This window comes from Allobosea sp. NPDC055332 (genome assembly GCF_053645455.1).
In genome coordinates, this window is sequence record NZ_JBSHMO010000001.1 from 70,303 (window position 1) to 86,420 (window position 16,118).

A 16,118-nucleotide genomic window follows, 5' to 3' on the forward strand; every position below is an offset into this window, starting at 1 on the left:
GACGCCCCGCCCGCGAGCTGCTATCGCTCCGGATCGGGGTGTTGCAGGGCGTGGTGCGGCGAGAACCTCCGGCTGGCTGACCGGCACGCCTCCCACGCATGTGAGGGCCGCCCTATGGCACAGGACGGTCTGAAAGGGAAGCCCCGGATGTGCCCGCACGCGGCGGACGGCGTGTCGCAGGCGCAAGCCGCTGCGCCTCGCGCGCCAGGATGCCGTCGGCGTCGAGATCCCTGATCGGCCGGTCGAGCTCGCGCGGCACCTCGCCGGCAAGCTGCAGCATCAGATAGCGGCCGCAGCAGACGCGCAGGAAGGAGGCGAAGTTCTCACCGTCGCCATGGGTCTCGATCAGCTCGCTATGGAGCTTGGCGAGGAGTTGCCCGGGGCTCATGCCGTCCCGCGCCGCGATCTCCTCGAGCACGCGCCAGTACAGGTTCTCGAGCCGCACGCTGGTCGAGAAGCCGTTGAGCCGCACCGATTTCAGGCGCGTGCGCCAGAGATCGGCAGCGGCGTTGATGAAGAGCTTGCACATGGCGCCCTCCCCGCGCGCAACCGCCGCGCACCATAGCGCGGCGGCCGGCGAAAGCACGTGCGATCCTATACCGCCTCAGGCTGCCTGGCGCAGCTCGCCATGGCTGATCCTGGTGCCCAATACCGCCAGGAACTGCGCGATCCAGGCCGGGTGCGCCGGCCAGGCGGGCGCGGTCACCAGATTGCCGTCGGTCGTCGCTGCGTCGATCGCGATGTCGGCATAGCGTCCGCCCGCGAGCTCCACCTCGGGGCTGCAGGCCGGATAGGCCGAGCAGCTGCGCCCTTTGAGGACATCGGCAGCGGCCAGGATCTGCGCCCCATGGCAGATCGCGGCGACCGGCTTGTTCGCCTCGAAGAAGTGCCGGACGGTTCCGATCACCTGCTTGTTCAGGCGTAGATACTCCGGCGCCCGCCCACCCGGCAGCACCAGCGCGTCATAAGCTGCCGCATCGACATCGGCGAAGCTGGCATTGAGCGTGAAATTATGGCCGCGCTTTTCCGAATAGGTCTGCTGGCCCTCGAAATCATGGATCGAAGTCGCGACACTCTCGCCCTTGGTCTTGTCGGGGCAGACGGCATCAACCTTGTGGCCGACGGCGAGCAGCGCCTGGAACGGCACCATGATCTCGTAGTCCTCGCCGAAATCGCCGACGATCATCAAAATGCGCTTGCCGCTCATCATTGTCCTCCCTCGAGCCCCGTCATGGGTTGTCGGGAAGGATAGGCGCAGCGGACGCGGCGCGGGTGTTAACCGGTTAACGCAGACTCAGCCGAGCTTGGCGTCCCGGGTCAGGTAGTCGCCGAGCGCGACCCCGATATGGACGACGACGAACGCGATCAGGCCGAAGGCGAGCCAGGCATGGGTCGTCAGCAGCGGCTCGGCATAGCCGGCCTCCGGCGGCCAGATCTCCGGAAGCGACAGGCCGAAGAGCAGCTGGAGCGCTCCGAAGCTGGAGGCGCCCGCCCAGCCCAGCAGCGGCACGATCAGCAGGAGGAGATAGAGCAGCGCATGCACCGGCCGGCTCGCCGCTCCCTTCTGCCAGCGCCCCGTCAGGCGAGCGAACAGGCGATAGCCGATGCGAACCAGCACGATGCAGAGCAGGCTGGCGCCGGTGGTCTTGTGGCAGAGATAGAGCAGATCGGCGAGCGGCCCGTTGCCCAGCTGCTTCATCATCACGCCGGTGGCGAAGAGCGCCAGCACCAGCGCCGCGGTCAGCCAGTGCAGTACCTGCGCGATGGCCGGCAGCGACGGCGCCGCAGCCGGCTTCGCCTCGGCCTCGGGGATCGCCATACTCATGCGCTCGCCAGCTCCTTGCGCCTGATGAAGCCCTCGACGGCCTGCCGCAGCTCCGCCGCCTGCCTGTCCAGGTCCGCCGACGCGGCAGTGACCGAACCGGCGGTCTGGCGCCAGCTCGCCAGCGTGCCGGCGAGCTGTTCGACCTGCTCGGCGACGAGCCGGACATCTCCTGCCGTCCGGATCGTCGTCTCGCTGATCGAGCGCGAGCCGACATCCTGGCGCGCGGTCAGTTCAGCGATCGAGAGCGCCGCCTTGTCGACCTTCTCGACCGAGGTCACGAGAGCGCCGACCCGCATGGTAATGCGCTGGGCGGCGATGTTGATCTGGTCCAGCCCCTTGCGGACATCGTCCGTCGCCTCGGCGGTGCGATGCGCGAGCTGCTTGACCTCGCCGGCGACGACGGCAAAGCCCCTGCCCGCCTCCCCGGCCCGCGCCGCCTCGATCGTGGCGTTCAGCGCCAGGAGATTGGTCTGGCTGGCGACAGTCCCGATGATGTCGATCACCTTCACGATCTTTCCGACCGCATCGCAGAGGACCACGGTGTCGGCGGTCGCCTCGTCGACCAGCGCCTTTGCCGCATCCGCGACCTCCGAGGTGCGTTGCGCCTCGCTCGCCGCCGTTGCCAGGAGCGACGACACCTCGCTGATCGCGCCGGCGACATGATCGACATGGCCGGAGACGCGCTGCGTCGACTGCGTGGCCGCGCCGGCCCGCGCGTCGACGACGCCGGAGAGCTGCGCGAACTCGCCGGCCGCTTGCGACAGGCGGGAGCCGTGCTGCTCCAGCGCCTGGGCGATCGCGGCGATCCGCTCCTGGAAGGCGGCGTTGCGGCCCTGGACCGCCTCCTGACGCGCAACTTCGTCCGACAGCGCGCTCAATCGAACCCGGGCCGCTTCCTGCTCGGCCTCCTGGCCACGCAGATGTGCCAGCAGCGCCCGGCCGAGCATGCCGATCTCGTCACGGCGCATGGCGAGCTTGTCGAGCTCGCCGTCCTCCTGCCGGCTCTTCGTCAGCGCCCGCGCCATGCCGGAGATCGGACGAACCAGCCAGCGATGTTCGAGCACGACGATGAAGACCAGGCTGAACAGCCCGAGCAGCGAGAGCAGCACCTTGTTCTGATGGGCACTCTCGACATGCTGCGACAGGCTCGCGCTCAACCGGCCGATCTCCTCGCCGAGCCCGCGCCGCAGGGCCGAGCGCTTGTCGGCGATCACCCTGAGCTCGGCCCGGGCCGTCGGGATGTCGGCGGCCTGGCGCATGGCGATGGCGGCAGCCGCGATGGTCTGCGCATCCGCTCGCAGCCGGCCTTCCAGCCGGGCGCCGATGTCCTCGGCTCCGATCGCAAGCACCTCGAGATCGGAAGGTTCCGCCGGGACGCCGGAGAAGGTCGCGATGCTGATGCGCTCGAAGACCATGGTCGTCGCTTCGAGGCGCCGGGCGAGGTCGCTCTGCGCCTCGAGCGCCTGCGTGAAGCCGTGCAGCTTGCGCGAGCCGACCAGCTCGGTCGCGACATAGAGGCAGGATAGCGCGCCGAGCAGCACGCCCCACAGCGCCAGGCGCTGTCCGACCGTCGCCTTGAATGTTCTGGGAAACATGCCCGCCCGCGTCGATAGCCGGCGCGGACATTCTCATACACGCCTGAAGGAGGCGTTAACTACGAAATCACGCAAAAAGGGTGCCGTCTCCGGCACCCTCCAGCAAGCTCTCGACCAGCCCTGAGCCTCAGAGCTTCTCGACCTGGCTGTATTCAAGCTCAACCGGGGTGGCGCGGCCGAAGATCGAGACCGCGACCTTGAGGCGGGCGCGGGCGTGGTCGACATCCTCGACGACGCCGTTGAACGAGGCGAACGGGCCGTCGGCGACCTTCACCTGCTCGCCGACCTCGAACACGACGGTCGGCTTCGGCCGCTCGATGCCTTCGGCGACCTGGCCCTTGATCCGCATCGCCTCATGCTCGGGGATCGGCATCGGCTTGGCCTTGTCGGCGCCGAGGAAGCCGGTGACCTTGGGCGTGTTCTTGATGAGGTGGTAGACCTCGTCGGTCATCTCGCACTTCACCAGGACATAGCCCGGGAAGAACTTGCGCTCGGTGTCGACCTTGCGGCCGCGACGGACCTCGACGACCTTCTCGGTCGGGACCAAAACCTCGTCGAACTTGTCGGAGAGGTGGCGCTGCGCCGCCTGATCCTTGATCGACTGGGCGACCTTGTTCTCGAAGTTGGAATAGGCGTGGACGATATACCAGCGGGTGCTCACGGTCTTATGCCTTCGTTCAACGTGCGCCGAGGATGAGGGCGAGGCCCCAGCGGATGACCGTATCGGTGAAGAGGAAGAACAGGCTGGAGACCAGCACCATCAGCAAAACCAGGCCGGTGGTGATCAGCGTCTCGCGGCGCGAGGGCCAGGTCACCTTGGAGGCCTCGTTGCGCACCTCCTGCAGGAACTGGAAGGGATTCGTCTTCGCCATCGGGCTCGTCACCTCGGTTCCGGATCGTCGCTTTGGAACGGCGATTCGGTGGTCCTGAAAGATTCGCGGCGCGGGGCTCAGGGAGCCGCGCGCCGTCGTTAAGGGCTTCTTACAACGCGAAGGCCCGCTCGCCAAGCGGTTTTAAAACCGCTCGGGTCAGGCCCGCTCGGCGGCGACCAGCAGGAAGGCCGGCCGCTCGCGTTCCCTGGCCCAGTCGGGCTCGGCGGCGATCTGCTCGGGCGTCGGCCCCCATTCCTCGATATGGCGCAGCCTGAGCCCGAGCCCGATGAGGAGGTTGAGATAGCCCGCCAGCGTGCGGTGCTGCTTGACCACGCCATCGGCGAGCCAGTCGGTGATGCGCCTGCCCTCGTCGAGATAGGCGCCGACCGGCCAGACCGGCAGGCCCGAAGCATCCTCGCCCCAAATCTGGTGGCGCGGCGCCGTCATGATCGGATGCTCGACCGAGAAGACGAAGCGCCCGACCGGCTTCAGTGCCTGCGCGACACGGCCGAACACGGCCGGAAGATCGACGAGATAGTGGAAGGCCAGCGAGGAATAGATGAGGTCGAAGCGCCCGGTCGGCGGCTCGTAGCCTTCGAGATCGGCCTGTTCGTAGCGGACGCTCGGCGCAGCGGTCTCCGCCCGCGCCCGCGCCAGCATGCGCTCGGAGACGTCGACACCGATGACCTCTGCCGCGCCCTCACCCGCCGCGAAGCGGCAGAACCAGCCGAATCCGCAGCCGAGATCGAGCACGGCGGCGCCGGCGAGCGGCGGCAGCAGCGCGCGCAGCGCCGGCCATTCCGGCGCGCCGTCGAGCCCGCGCTGCGAGCGCGGCAACTGGCTGTAATTCTGGAAGAAGCCGGCGTCGTCGTAGATGTTCTGGGTCATCTCGGATCTGACGGACGGCTGGCAGGGGCGGCAGGGCTCGAACCTGCGACACCCGGTTTTGGAGACCGGTACTCTACCAACTGAGCTACACCCCTGTAGCGCCGGTTGCTTAGCCTGAACCCTGCCGGCTTTTCAAGTCGAAATCGTCATCGCGATGTCGGAAGTTGACTCGATCCGTCAGCCGGCAGCGATAAGGCCTTGGCATATCTGGAGATTGGGGCGCGCAAGCCTGTGCGCAACGAAAAGGGCGGCGTCACCGCCGCCCCCTTCGAACTCCGCGTCGACCAGTCAGTCGCTGATCTTGGGCAGCCGGCCGATGATCTTCTGCTTGCCGTCGACGACCTCGGCCAGGAAGCTCTCGCGCTGGACATCGCCCTTCGCATCGAAGGTCGTCTCCATCAGGATGCCGGGCGCGTCCTCGGGCTTGATCGTGGCGCCATGCAGGGTCGCCGCGATCTTGGTCGGCTCGAACTTGCCGAGCTTCTCGGTCGCCCATTTCACCGCATGGACGGCCATGAAGCCCTTGATGCCGTTATGGTCGGGCACGAACTTGAAGCGCGCCTCGAAGCGCTTGCCGAAATCCTGCAGGGCTGGGATCGGCGCATCGACGGTCTGGCCGACATGGCCGCGCACGCCCTCGGCCGCCTTGCCGGCGAGCTCGATCACCTTCTGGCTCAGGATCGTTGTCTCGCCGATCACCGGCTTGCCGACATTCTGGTCGCGCATCGCCACCAAGAGCCGGGCGCTCTCCTCCTCGTTGAGATAGACGAAGACGGCATCGACTTCGGCATTCTTCACCTTGATCGCCTCGCCGGCGAAATCGGCCTGGCCCTGCTCGGTCGAGAGATCGACCGGCACCGCGATGCCGCGGCTCTTCAGCTCCTTCAGGATGGCCTCGTGCCCGCCCTTGCCGAAGTCGTTGTTGACCCAGACCACCGCGACCGACTTCGCCTTGACCTGATCCTTCAGATAGGCGGCGATCTTCGGCATCGCCGCCGACTGGCTGAGCGAGGTCCGGAAGATGAAGGGGTTGCCCTGGGCAGTGTAGGCCGTGCCGTCGCCGGCGGCGAGCTGGGCGATCTCGGCGCGCTGGGCGATCTGCATCGAAGCCATGATCGAGCCGGTATAGACCGGCCCGAGCACCGCATGGGTGCCCTCGTCGATCGCGCGCTGGACTGCGGCACGGGCATTGGCCGGGTTGGTCTGCGTGTCATAGGCGACGAGATCGATCTTTCGCCCGAGGATGCCGCCCTTGGCGTTGATCTCCTCGACCGCGAGCTCGATGCCGCTCTTCCAGTTGGTGCCGGCGGTTGCGCCCGGCCCGGACAGTTCGGCGATGGTGACGAGCTTCACCTTGTCTTGCGCCAGGGCTGGCGTGGTTGCCAGCGCGAGCGCCAGCGCAGTGGCTTTCAAAGCGATGTTCATGACGCCTCCTCCCGAACTTCGACGGCCATTACAGGCTCTCGCTTGAAAGCATAGACTCTAGGACACTGTATGCAAGATGATTTGACGGCCGCCATTGCTCTGCTGACCGGTCTACCCGCTCAGCCCGCCGCCTCCCCGCTGCGCAGCACATCGGCATAGGCGTCCCAGGCCCGCATGATGTGCTGATGCAGGATGGAATCGAGATCGGCCAGACGCCCGGCGGCAAAGGCCTCGACCATCAGGTGGTGCTCGGCCATGGAGCGTTCCTGCTCGCCTTCCAGCGGCACCGAGAGATGCGTGCGCAGCGCCGCGACACGGCCGGAAACGCCGCGATAGGCATTTCCGAGATAGCGGTTGCCGCAATGCTGGAAGAAGACTTCGTGGAAGACGGTGTCGGCCCGGGCGTAGTCGCGGCGGGTGCCGTTCGCCTGCGCCGCCTCCATGGCCGCGAGCGCAGCGTTCATCGCGGCCAGCGCCGCCGCCCGCGCCTTGCTCATGCATTCGCGCAGGGCCTGCGTCTCCAGCATGTAGCGGAAGACGCAGAGCTCGGCGACATCCTCCTCGGTCGGCGCGAAGACGAAGGTGCCCTTCTTCGGCACGATCGTCACCAGCCCCTGCAATTGCAGCCGCGCCAGCGCCTCGCGCACCGGCGTGCGGCTCACCCCCAGGGCCTCGCTCAACGCTTCTTCCGACAAGGTCTCGCCAAGGCGCATCTCGGCATCGACGATCGCGTCGCGCAGGCGCTCCTCGACGATTGCCACCAGCGATTTCGGCTGCTCGACCTTGAGATCAGGCATAGGTGTCACGACCCAGGAAAGCCTCGTAGCTCGGCAGGTCGAGCATGGCGGCTTCCAGCCCGCGCGTCGTGCCCGTGCGCTTCAGCTCGCGGGCGAAGGCCGCCATCATATGGGCGTAGGCCAGGGTCGACGACACCGGATAGCTCAGCACCTTGAAGCCGAGCCGCCCGAAATCCGCGGCCGTCAATGGCGGCACCCTGCCCTCGACATAGTTGAACATCAGCGGCGCCTCGATCTCGCCCAGCGCCCGCTTCATCTCCTCCTCCGACTGCAGCATTTCGAGCAGGACGAGATCGGCGCCGGCCTCCGCATAGGCCTTGCCGCGCGCGATCGCCTCGTCGAGGCCGAGCGGCAGCCTTGCATCGGAGCGGCCGATGATCAGGAAATCGGGATCACGCCGGGTCGCCACCGCGATCCGGATCTTCTCGGCCTGCTCCTCGCGCGTGACCAGCGCCAGCCCCTTCATCGCGCCGCAGCGCTTGGGCGTGACCTGGTCTTCGAGATGGGTCGCGGCGACGCCGGCGGCCTCATACTCGGCGACGGTGCGGGCGACATTGTTGAGATTACCATAGCCGGTATCGGCATCGGCGATCAGCGGCACCGTGATCGCGGCAGCGAGGGCCCGGCCGCGCGCCACCATCTCGGTCATGGTCAGGAGGCCGATATCGGGGGCGCCGATCAGGCTGGCGGAGAGGCCGTTGCCGGTCATGTAGACCGCCTCGAACCCGGCCTGCTCGATCGCCCTGGCGCCGATGGCGTCATGGCAGCCGGGCGCGACGACGAGGCCGGGCTGGCGCAGCCTGTCGGCGAGCGAATGGCGAGGACTCATCGCGATCTCCAGTCCGTATGCAAGATACAGGAAGCTGGCACGATCCTCATCGTGAAGCCAGTGCCGCCGCCGCGATCGCCAACGGAAACGAAAAAGGGCGGCGTTGCCGCCGCCCTTTCCCAGTTTCGGACTGAACCGAAGCTTACTCGATGATGGTTGCGACGACGCCTGCGCCGACGGTGCGTCCGCCTTCGCGGATGGCGAAGCGCAGCTTCTCTTCCATCGCGATCGGCACGATCAGGTGCACTTCCATGGCGATGTTGTCGCCCGGCATCACCATCTCCGTGCCCTCGGGCAGGTGCACCACGCCGGTCACGTCCGTCGTGCGGAAGTAGAACTGCGGGCGGTAGTTGGTGAAGAACGGGGTGTGGCGGCCGCCCTCCTCCTTGGTCAGGATGTAGGCCTCGGCCTTGAACTTGGTGTGCGGCTTCACCGAGCCCGGCTTGCACAGCACCTGGCCGCGCTCGACGTCCTCGCGCTTCGTGCCGCGCAGCAGCGCGCCGATGTTGTCGCCGGCCTGGCCCTGGTCGAGCAGCTTGCGGAACATCTCGACGCCCGTGACGGTCGTCTTCACCGTGTCCTTCAGGCCGACGATCTCGATTTCCTCGCCGACCTTGACGATGCCGCGCTCGACGCGGCCGGTCACCACCGTGCCACGACCCGAGATCGAGAACACGTCCTCGACCGGCATCAGGAAGGGCTGGTCGATCGGGCGCTCGGGCTGCGGGATGTAGTCGTCGACCGTCTTCATCAGCGCGATCACCGCATCATGCCCGATCTCCGGGGTGACGCCGTCCAGCGCCGCCTTGGCCGAGCCCTTGGTGATCGGGATGTCGTCGCCCGGGAAGTCGTACTTCGACAGAAGCTCGCGGATCTCCATCTCGACCAGCTCGAGCAGCTCGGCGTCGTCGACGAGATCGACCTTGTTCATGAACACCACCAGCGCCGGAACGCCGACCTGGCGCGCCAGCAGGATGTGCTCGCGGGTCTGCGGCATCGGGCCGTCGGCAGCCGACACCACCAGGATCGCGCCGTCCATCTGCGCCGCGCCCGTGATCATGTTCTTCACATAGTCGGCGTGCCCGGGGCAGTCGACGTGCGCGTAGTGGCGGGCCGGGGTCTCGTACTCGACGTGCGCCGTCGAGATCGTGATGCCGCGCGCCTTCTCCTCAGGCGCCTTGTCGATCTGGTCATACGCCGTGAACGACGCGCCGCCAGACTCCGCCAGCACCTTCGTGATCGCAGCCGTCAAGGACGTCTTGCCATGGTCGACGTGACCAATCGTACCAATGTTGCAGTGCGGCTTCGTCCGAGCAAACTTCTCTTTGGCCATGACACCTTGTTCCTGACAGCGCCCGCGCAGGGCCGGAAAACGCGGTCGCATTAGGCGGTTTTGGGGCGCGATGCAAGGTTTGGCGCTGCGCCGGTCCGGCCGTGCCCTGCCCGGACGCGTCAGTGCTCGCGCAAACGCCGCAACAGGACTGCCAGAAAGCCCTGGGGCTCCTCGATATGCGGGATGTGGCCGACATCGGCGATGACGTCGAAGGAGGCGTTCGGCAGGAGTCGGTGCAGGCGCTCGCCCTGCGCCAGCGGCGTAACGCCGTCCTTCTCGCCCCAGATGACCGCGGTCGGCAGGTTGAGCGCGCGATAGCGCGCCGCCTCGACGCTAAACGAGGCGCGGTCCGGCAGCAGCAGCTCCGGCAGCCAGGCGCCATAGGCCGGCGTCGTTCCGGCGCGGCGATAAGGCTGCGACAGGACGTTGACGATCGCCTCGCTCGCCGCCTCCTGGCGGTGCAGCATCATGGCGAGCAGCCGATGCGTCAGCAGCGGGTTGGTGACGATCCCGGCCGAGAGCGCCTCGGTCACGACCGGTTGCCGCAGCAGGGCCTCCAGCACCGGATTGGCCGCTTGAGCGGGAGCGCCATCCTCGGGCAGGCCGAGCGCACCCGAGACGATAGCCAGGCCCCTGAGCTGCTGCGGGTAACGCATCGCCGTCTCGACCACCGGCCCGGCACCGAAGGAATGACCGACGAGCACGACGTCGCGCAGCTCCATCGCCGCGATCAGCTCGGAGAGGCGGCGTGCCTGCTCGGCGCGCGAATAGTTGCCCTTCGGATCGCGCAACGAATAGCCGAACGGCGGCAGATCGACCGCGATCGCCCTGTAGCCGGCCTGCCCGAGCTTCTCGGCGGCATCGAGCCAGAAGCCGCTCCAGGCGGCGGTGCCGGGCACCAGCATGACCGGGCGGCCGCCCTGAGGCCCGCGTTGCTGCACGAAGATATGGCCATCCGAGATCGCCACGAGGCGGCCATCGGCCGGCGGCGTGACGCTGGAATTGGCCTCGCGCCAGGCCGCGCCGATCCGGAAGCCGGCAAGAACGAGCACCGCAACCACGAGGACGGTCACGACGGTTCGCAGTGTCAGTCTGATGAAGCGTCGCATAGGTCCCGATCCGAGGGGCGTCCGGCATCGCGGGCACAGCCGCGATTCAGGTCCCCGTTCGCTTGAGCAGCCAGTCGCTGAACTGCGGCTGCAGCAGCGTCAGCATGCGCACCATCGGATCCTGATGGAACATGCCGCGCGGGCCGCCCAGATCGATCCAGTACGATCCGCCGACGCCGAGTTGCCCGATCGGGGCCGAGCGCAGCAGGCTCTGCCCGGACTTCGTGTCGACGATCTCGAAGCTGACGCCGATGCTGTTCCGATCGCCTTCCGCGCCGACGGCGAGCTGCTTGAAGAACCTTGCCCAATAGGGCGGGATATACACCGCGATAAGCGTGGCGATGACCTTGACCGGACGCGTGCCCTTCAGCTCCTGGGTCAGCGGCTCCGCAAAGACATGCCTGACGCGCTGATCGAATTCACGTGACAGGAACGCCTTGAACTCGGCATCCGGAGGCATGACGACCTCCTTGGGCGGCGCGCCCGGGTTCTCGGTGTCGGGCTGCGGAGTGACGACCCCCTTCGACTTGAGGAAGTCGTCCTTCATCGTCAGCCACACGCCTTTGACCTCCGGATCGACCCGTCCCTCGATCCCGGCGAATTTGAAGCCCTGGACAAGGTCCAGGGACAGGCCGTGTTGCTGCCGGGTCGGCGTGCAACCGGCGAGCAACACCGCCCCGCCCCCGACAAAAAGCGCACGTCGTGTGATCATCGGCAGGCTCGGCTGGGCATTGCGGTCAGGGGCTTTGCCGGAGAACCGGCAAGCTGGCCATGACATACACGGCCCGCTCGTACAACCAGACCGCGCAAACGGCCCACAGCAGGTAGCGGCCGTGATCAGCGAACCAGAAGAAGCCGTGATCAGCGAACCAGGAAAAACTGACCGCCCGAGCGCTCGGCTACCCTTTAGCGAAGCGGATGCAGCCCACCGGGTCCGAGACGAAACAGCATCCGGCTGACCGGATAATCATCCTTCATCGCGGCGATCTCTCGCAAGGCCGCCACGGCTTGCGGGTCGTCGCCATCGCCGAAGGCGAGCACGCTGCGCCCCGGCATGGCAATCACCACCGTCTTCGGCAGACGGGGAATGTCCTTCCAGGGATTCGGCAGCAGAAGCAGCGAGACATTGTAGTCGGGCGACTTGAAGTCGAAGGCCCGAAAGAGCCCGTGATCGTGGATCTCGAACCGCTCGGCGCGCCGCTCGAGATTGGCGAGCGCCGCCTCGAACACCTGGGCGTCGCTCATGCCATAGCGCCGCCCTTCCCCGACCGAGACGAAGCGGGTGATGCGCGGCAGATCCTGTGCCGGCACGACGATGACATCCCCGGCGAGTGGCAGATGCAGCAGCTTGCCGTCGGGCACGCCCTGCTTGCGGGCGAGCGCGGCAAACTCGTCGACATAGGAGCGGTTCTTGAGCACAGGCAGCAACGCGTCGCGGAAACGCGCGATCTCCGCCGGACTCGGCTTGTTCGGATCGCCGCCGGCAGCGAGACGGTCCAGCTTCTGCAACAGGCTGTCGAAGGCCCGCTGCCGGCGGTTGGCGTCGGGCTCCGCATTGAGCTGGGTCGACAGGCTCGCCAGCCCAAAGCGCATCTCGGTACCGCCGGCGATGACGACGAAGTCGCCGGCATCGACACGGGCACCGCTGACACCGGTCCGCCCCCGGCTGGCCGTCTGCAGCAGCTCCGCCAATTCGGCCTCGCTGATCGGACGCGCCTCGTTCAGCCGCGCCCGGTCCAGCGCCTGCAGGGGAACAATCAGCCCCGCCAGGCACAGCAACGCCAGCAGGAACGCACGCAACGCTCTGCCCATGACGCCCCCAACCCACACGCCACAAGCGATGCTTGCACACAACCTGAGCGAGAGCAATGACGTTACGACACTCGCCCCGGAAGAGGCTGGCGCACGGGGCCGACCGCGGCTTAAGAGAGCACTCCTACTCGTTCAGGATCATCCCATGACCGAACCCAAGCCCGGCCCGCGCATCGCCATCACCTATTGCAGCATGTGCAACTGGCTGCTCCGCTCCGCCTGGATGGCGCAGGAGCTGTTGCAGACCTTCGGCCAGGACCTCGGCGAGGTCGTGCTGATCCCGCGCACCGGCGGCATCTTCCAGATCCACTACGATGGCGAGCTGATTTGGGATCGCACCGTCGATGGCGGCTTCCCCGATGTAAAGCAGCTCAAGCAGCGCGTGCGCGACCGGCTCGATCCCGAGCGCGATCTCGGCCATCTCGACGACCACAAGAAGAAGCTCGTCGAGGGCTGAGCAGCCCTGCACTCGGCGGCGTCCCGAAGCCGCCCCCGAGGCCTCCTCGAAAATCGCTCCAGTGAGTCGGCTGGCGGTGTTTTCGAGAACCGGAGCGCAGCGGACACTGGTCCGTGAGCACCGGAAGCGCAGAAAGCGCCGTCAGACGGCCGCTGGAGTAGAGTTTCGGGATGGCCTCAAATCCCGCCGCCGCAATCGCCGGCAAGGATCTGGTCCATCGAGCGCGACGGCTCGGCGCAGCCGGCCTCGCCCACCACCTTGGCCGGCACGCCGGCGACCGTGGTATTGCGCGGCACCGCCGCGAGCACGACCGAACCGGCCGCAACACGAGCACATTGCCCGACCTCGATATTCCCGAGGATCTTGGCGCCGGCGCCGATCAGCACGCCCTTGCGGATCTTGGGGTGGCGGTCGCCGCCCTGCTTGCCTGTGCCGCCCAGGGTCACGTCCTGCAGCATCGAGACATTGTCCTCGATCACCGTGGTCTCGCCGACGACGAGGCCGGTGGCATGGTCGAGGAAGATACCCTTGCCGATCTTCGCAGCCGGATTGATGTCGGTCTGGAACACCTCGGATGAACGGCTCTGCAGGTAGAGCGCGAAGTCGCGCCGGTCCTGCCGCCACAGCCAGTTCGCCAGCCGGTGCGTCTGCAGCGCGTGGAAGCCCTTGAAATAGAGCACCGGCTCGATCAGCCGGTAGCAGGCGGGATCGCGGTCGAGCACGGCGAGGACGTCGGCGCGGATGCCCTGCCCGATCTCGGGATCGGCCTCGATCGCCTCGTCGAAGGCCTGCGCGATCAGTTCGGCCGGCACGGCGCCATGGCCGAGGCGCGCCGCGATGCGATGGCCGACCGCCGCCTCGAAGCTCGGCTGGTTCGCGATCGTCGCCAGGATGAAGCTCGCCATCGCCGGTTCGCTCGCGATCGCCTGCTCGGCCTCGTTGCGCAGGCGCGACCAGACGGGATCGAGCCGGTCGAGGCCGGTGGCGGGATCGCGGATCTCGATGTTCGGGCGCCCGGATGGCATGGCGTTCTCCGCTGCGGTTCGCTCGTAGATCAAACTGGCGCGATCGGGGGCGCGCCAGAGCACGTGGTGCCGCCTTCTAGCTGAATCAAGCCGCGAAGAACAAGAATCGATTTGCGAGGCAAGTGTCGCAAGCTGTTGTCGTAGAATAATATTCTACCTGAGGAGATTATTATTCTACGGCCGGCGCGCCAAGAACTCGACCACTGCCTGCTTGTGCGTGCGATCGCCCACCGCGAGATTGTGATCGCGTCCTTCGATGGCAAAGCTTTGCGCGTTCGGAATAAGTGCCGCCAGCTCCGGGCCGGAGCCGGAGACGTCGTCCTTGGTGCCGACGCTGACCAAAGTCGGCACGGCGATCTTGCCGACCTCCTCCTTGCTCAGCGTCTGGCGCGTGCCGCGTATGCAGGCCGCGAGGGCCCGCAGATCGCTGCCAGTGTTCTCGGCGAAGGCACGGAACATGCGCTGCATCGGGTCGGTCAGGTCGGCGAGCGAAGGCGCCTCCATCGCGTCGGCGATGCCGAGCGGCAGCCCGACGCCTTCGACCAGATGGATGCCGAGCCCGCCGAGCAGCAGCGACCGCACGCGCTCGGGGTGGGCGAGCGTCAGATGCGAGGAGATCCGCGCACCCATCGAATAGCCCATGATGTCGGCGCGCTCGATGGAAAGGTGATCCAACAGTCGGCGCGCATCCTCGGCCATGATGTTCGAGTGATAGGCCTCGGGGTCGTAGAGCTTATGGCTGCGACCGTGGCCGCGATTATCGTAGAGCACGACACGCCGGCCGGCATGGGTCAGCGTCTTGGTCCACTGGGTGTTGACCCAGTTCACCACATGGCTCGAGGCGAAGCCGTGGATCAGCACGATCGGGTCGCCGCTACCTTCGCCGGTCGGGGCGAGGTCGAGATAGGCGATGGACACGCCGTCGGAATCGAATGTCTGCATCGGCCCTGCCGCCAAGCTGCTCTGATCTGAGGGCTGGTCTGCCACGGCGGCGCGGCTTTGGGTAGCATCCCTGGCGGTTGGCAGGCACGCCCCACCCCTTCCCCAGCCGCATCGCGCCGCTTATGACGAGACCATGAGCGAGCAAGCCCAATCTCCGGCCGGCGGCCGTATCGAACTGGTCGATCTGGCCCGCGGCATCGCGCTGCTCGCGATGTTCGTCTACCACTTCGCCTATGATCTCTCCTATTTCCGGCTGATCCGGGTCGATGTCGTCAGCGACCCGGCCTGGCGCGCCTTCGCGCGGATTATCGCCGGCTCCTTCCTGGCGATCGTCGGCTTCAGCCTGGTGCTGGCGACGCAAAAGGGCTTCGACCGCGGCAACTATCTGCGCCGGGTCGCCCTGATCGCCTGTGCCGCGGTCCTCGTCACCTCCGCCACCTGGTTCGCGCTGCCGGATGTCTTCATCTTCTTCGGCATCCTGCACCATATCGCGCTGGCGAGCGTGCTGGCCCTGCCCTTCCTGTTCCTGCCAACGGCCGTGATCGCGCTCACCGCGGTCGTCGTGTTCGCCCTGCCCTTCATCCTGGGTCACGACGTCTTCACGCAGGACTGGCTCGCCTTCCTCGGCTTCGGCCCCTGGCCGCTCACCGCCGATTTCGTCCCGGTCTTCCCCTGGTTCGGCTGCGTGCTCGCCGGCATGGCGCTGGCGCGGATCGCTCTGCCGAAAGCGCAGGGCAGCTTCTGGGCAAGCTGGCAGGCGAGTTCAGCCCCGGCCAGGCTCGTCGTCTTCGGCGGCCGCAACAGCCTCTTCGTCTATCTCGTCCACCAGCCGCTCTTCATCGGCGCACTGTTCCTGTTCATGCAGGCGACCGGGCATATGGCCGCGAAGCTGCCGGACGCCGAAGCCGTGCCGTTCCTGACCGCCTGCCAGCGTTCCTGCACCGGGAACGGCTCGCCCAGGGAGCTCTGCGAGCGCGTCTGCTCCTGCTCGATGGACGGGCTCAAGCAGGCCAATCTCTGGGTGAAGGTGACCGCCGACGCCTTGAGCCCGGCGGAAATCGAGCGCGCTCGCGAGATCGGCCAGAGCTGCGCCCGCCAACCCTGACCGGCTCGCTGTAGGCAGCGGCGACAGGTCACGGCAGCATCGGGATCGATCTGTCTCGCGCGCGCTGGCGCAGCCCGAGACGAACGATTATGGTGCCGCCGAAT

Annotated in this window: 18 protein-coding genes and 1 tRNA gene; 2 read left to right on the forward strand and 17 right to left on the reverse strand. The window is 67.1% G+C overall.

What is annotated here, in order from left to right; translation table 11 throughout:
- Positions 1-112 precede the first annotated feature (112 nt).
- The 15 genes from ACWIGM_RS00375 to ACWIGM_RS00445 all read right to left on the reverse strand — a co-directional run bounded on the left by ACWIGM_RS00375 (position 113) and on the right by ACWIGM_RS00445 (position 12,485).
- Entirely contained in the window at positions 113-529 is a 417-nt protein-coding gene (locus ACWIGM_RS00375; RefSeq protein ID WP_454023948.1) for a ribbon-helix-helix domain-containing protein, read from the reverse strand.
- Between the two features lie 75 nt (positions 530-604).
- Complete coding sequence (locus tag ACWIGM_RS00380; RefSeq protein ID WP_454023949.1) at positions 605-1,207, reverse strand: DJ-1/PfpI family protein; 603 nt, start codon at positions 1,205-1,207, stop codon at positions 605-607.
- Positions 1,208-1,294: 87 nt separating this feature from the next.
- Positions 1,295-1,825, reverse strand: coding sequence for a cytochrome b (locus tag ACWIGM_RS00385; protein ID WP_454023950.1), 531 nt, complete (start codon positions 1,823-1,825; stop codon positions 1,295-1,297).
- Positions 1,822-3,420 (reverse strand): methyl-accepting chemotaxis protein, encoded by a 1,599-nt coding sequence (locus tag ACWIGM_RS00390; protein ID WP_454023951.1) that lies wholly within the window; start codon positions 3,418-3,420, stop codon positions 1,822-1,824. The genes ACWIGM_RS00385 and ACWIGM_RS00390 overlap by 4 nt, the downstream gene beginning before the upstream one ends.
- A gap of 127 nt (positions 3,421-3,547) precedes the next feature.
- On the reverse strand, positions 3,548-4,081 hold the full coding sequence (gene nusG / locus ACWIGM_RS00395; RefSeq protein WP_454023952.1) for a transcription termination/antitermination protein NusG: 534 nt from the start codon (positions 4,079-4,081) through the stop codon (positions 3,548-3,550).
- A 16-nt stretch (positions 4,082-4,097) separates the two neighbouring features.
- On the reverse strand, positions 4,098-4,292 hold the full coding sequence (gene secE / locus ACWIGM_RS00400; protein WP_454023953.1) for a preprotein translocase subunit SecE: 195 nt from the start codon (positions 4,290-4,292) through the stop codon (positions 4,098-4,100).
- A gap of 156 nt (positions 4,293-4,448) precedes the next feature.
- On the reverse strand, positions 4,449-5,180 hold the full coding sequence (locus ACWIGM_RS00405; RefSeq protein ID WP_454023954.1) for a class I SAM-dependent methyltransferase: 732 nt from the start codon (positions 5,178-5,180) through the stop codon (positions 4,449-4,451).
- Between the two features lie 19 nt (positions 5,181-5,199).
- Positions 5,200-5,275 (reverse strand) — tRNA-Trp (locus ACWIGM_RS00410).
- Positions 5,276-5,468: 193 nt separating this feature from the next.
- Complete coding sequence (locus ACWIGM_RS00415) at positions 5,469-6,605, reverse strand: ABC transporter substrate-binding protein (RefSeq protein WP_454023955.1); 1,137 nt, start codon at positions 6,603-6,605, stop codon at positions 5,469-5,471.
- A 119-nt stretch (positions 6,606-6,724) separates the two neighbouring features.
- Positions 6,725-7,402, reverse strand: coding sequence for a GntR family transcriptional regulator (locus ACWIGM_RS00420; protein WP_454023956.1), 678 nt, complete (start codon positions 7,400-7,402; stop codon positions 6,725-6,727).
- Positions 7,395-8,231: an isocitrate lyase/PEP mutase family protein gene (locus ACWIGM_RS00425; RefSeq protein ID WP_454023957.1), complete on the reverse strand. Its 837-nt coding sequence runs from the start codon at positions 8,229-8,231 to the stop codon at positions 7,395-7,397. Before ACWIGM_RS00425 ends, ACWIGM_RS00420 begins: the two co-directional genes overlap by 8 nt.
- Before the next feature lie 142 nt (positions 8,232-8,373).
- Positions 8,374-9,564: an elongation factor Tu gene (tuf, locus tag ACWIGM_RS00430; protein WP_454023941.1), complete on the reverse strand. Its 1,191-nt coding sequence runs from the start codon at positions 9,562-9,564 to the stop codon at positions 8,374-8,376.
- Positions 9,565-9,683: 119 nt separating this feature from the next.
- Entirely contained in the window at positions 9,684-10,673 is a 990-nt protein-coding gene (locus tag ACWIGM_RS00435) for an alpha/beta fold hydrolase (protein WP_454023958.1), read from the reverse strand.
- 46 nt (positions 10,674-10,719) lie between these two features.
- A complete protein-coding gene (locus tag ACWIGM_RS00440; RefSeq protein WP_454023959.1) occupies positions 10,720-11,346 on the reverse strand; it encodes a hypothetical protein in 627 nt (208 codons plus the stop codon).
- 233 nt (positions 11,347-11,579) lie between these two features.
- Positions 11,580-12,485, reverse strand: a complete 906-nt coding sequence (locus ACWIGM_RS00445) for a DUF1444 domain-containing protein (RefSeq protein ID WP_454023960.1) — start codon at positions 12,483-12,485, stop codon at positions 11,580-11,582.
- A 145-nt stretch (positions 12,486-12,630) separates the two neighbouring features.
- Here ACWIGM_RS00445 and ACWIGM_RS00450 point away from each other — a divergent pair, with 145 nt between their 5' ends.
- Positions 12,631-12,942 (forward strand): Rdx family protein, encoded by a 312-nt coding sequence (locus ACWIGM_RS00450; RefSeq protein ID WP_137884265.1) that lies wholly within the window; start codon positions 12,631-12,633, stop codon positions 12,940-12,942.
- Positions 12,943-13,118: 176 nt separating this feature from the next.
- Here the strand turns inward: ACWIGM_RS00450 and cysE are convergent, their stop codons facing one another.
- Positions 13,119-13,967: a serine O-acetyltransferase gene (cysE, locus tag ACWIGM_RS00455; RefSeq protein WP_454023961.1), complete on the reverse strand. Its 849-nt coding sequence runs from the start codon at positions 13,965-13,967 to the stop codon at positions 13,119-13,121.
- 174 nt (positions 13,968-14,141) lie between these two features.
- Entirely contained in the window at positions 14,142-14,909 is a 768-nt protein-coding gene (locus ACWIGM_RS00460) for an alpha/beta fold hydrolase (protein WP_454023962.1), read from the reverse strand.
- 133 nt (positions 14,910-15,042) lie between these two features.
- Between ACWIGM_RS00460 and ACWIGM_RS00465 the strand changes: the two genes are divergently transcribed.
- Complete coding sequence (locus ACWIGM_RS00465; RefSeq protein WP_454023963.1) at positions 15,043-16,014, forward strand: acetyltransferase domain-containing protein; 972 nt, start codon at positions 15,043-15,045, stop codon at positions 16,012-16,014.
- Positions 16,015-16,118 lie beyond the last annotated feature (104 nt).

Coding starts and splice junctions, on each gene's coding strand:
- ACWIGM_RS00375 (WP_454023948.1), bottom strand. CDS start 529: ATGTGCAAGCTCTTCATCAACGCCGCTGCCGATCTCTGGCGCACGCGC.
- ACWIGM_RS00380 (WP_454023949.1), bottom strand. CDS start 1,207: ATGAGCGGCAAGCGCATTTTGATGATCGTCGGCGATTTCGGCGAGGAC.
- ACWIGM_RS00385 (WP_454023950.1), bottom strand. CDS start 1,825: ATGAGTATGGCGATCCCCGAGGCCGAGGCGAAGCCGGCTGCGGCGCCG.
- ACWIGM_RS00390 (WP_454023951.1), bottom strand. CDS start 3,420: ATGTTTCCCAGAACATTCAAGGCGACGGTCGGACAGCGCCTGGCGCTG.
- secE (WP_454023953.1), bottom strand. CDS start 4,292: ATGGCGAAGACGAATCCCTTCCAGTTCCTGCAGGAGGTGCGCAACGAG.
- ACWIGM_RS00405 (WP_454023954.1), bottom strand. CDS start 5,180: ATGACCCAGAACATCTACGACGACGCCGGCTTCTTCCAGAATTACAGC.
- ACWIGM_RS00415 (WP_454023955.1), bottom strand. CDS start 6,605: ATGAACATCGCTTTGAAAGCCACTGCGCTGGCGCTCGCGCTGGCAACC.
- ACWIGM_RS00420 (WP_454023956.1), bottom strand. CDS start 7,402: ATGCCTGATCTCAAGGTCGAGCAGCCGAAATCGCTGGTGGCAATCGTC.
- ACWIGM_RS00425 (WP_454023957.1), bottom strand. CDS start 8,231: ATGAGTCCTCGCCATTCGCTCGCCGACAGGCTGCGCCAGCCCGGCCTC.
- tuf (WP_454023941.1), bottom strand. CDS start 9,564: ATGGCCAAAGAGAAGTTTGCTCGGACGAAGCCGCACTGCAACATTGGT.
- ACWIGM_RS00435 (WP_454023958.1), bottom strand. CDS start 10,673: ATGCGACGCTTCATCAGACTGACACTGCGAACCGTCGTGACCGTCCTC.
- ACWIGM_RS00445 (WP_454023960.1), bottom strand. CDS start 12,485: ATGGGCAGAGCGTTGCGTGCGTTCCTGCTGGCGTTGCTGTGCCTGGCG.
- ACWIGM_RS00450 (WP_137884265.1), top strand. CDS start 12,631: ATGACCGAACCCAAGCCCGGCCCGCGCATCGCCATCACCTATTGCAGC.
- cysE (WP_454023961.1), bottom strand. CDS start 13,967: ATGCCATCCGGGCGCCCGAACATCGAGATCCGCGATCCCGCCACCGGC.
- ACWIGM_RS00460 (WP_454023962.1), bottom strand. CDS start 14,909: ATGCAGACATTCGATTCCGACGGCGTGTCCATCGCCTATCTCGACCTC.
- ACWIGM_RS00465 (WP_454023963.1), top strand. CDS start 15,043: ATGAGCGAGCAAGCCCAATCTCCGGCCGGCGGCCGTATCGAACTGGTC.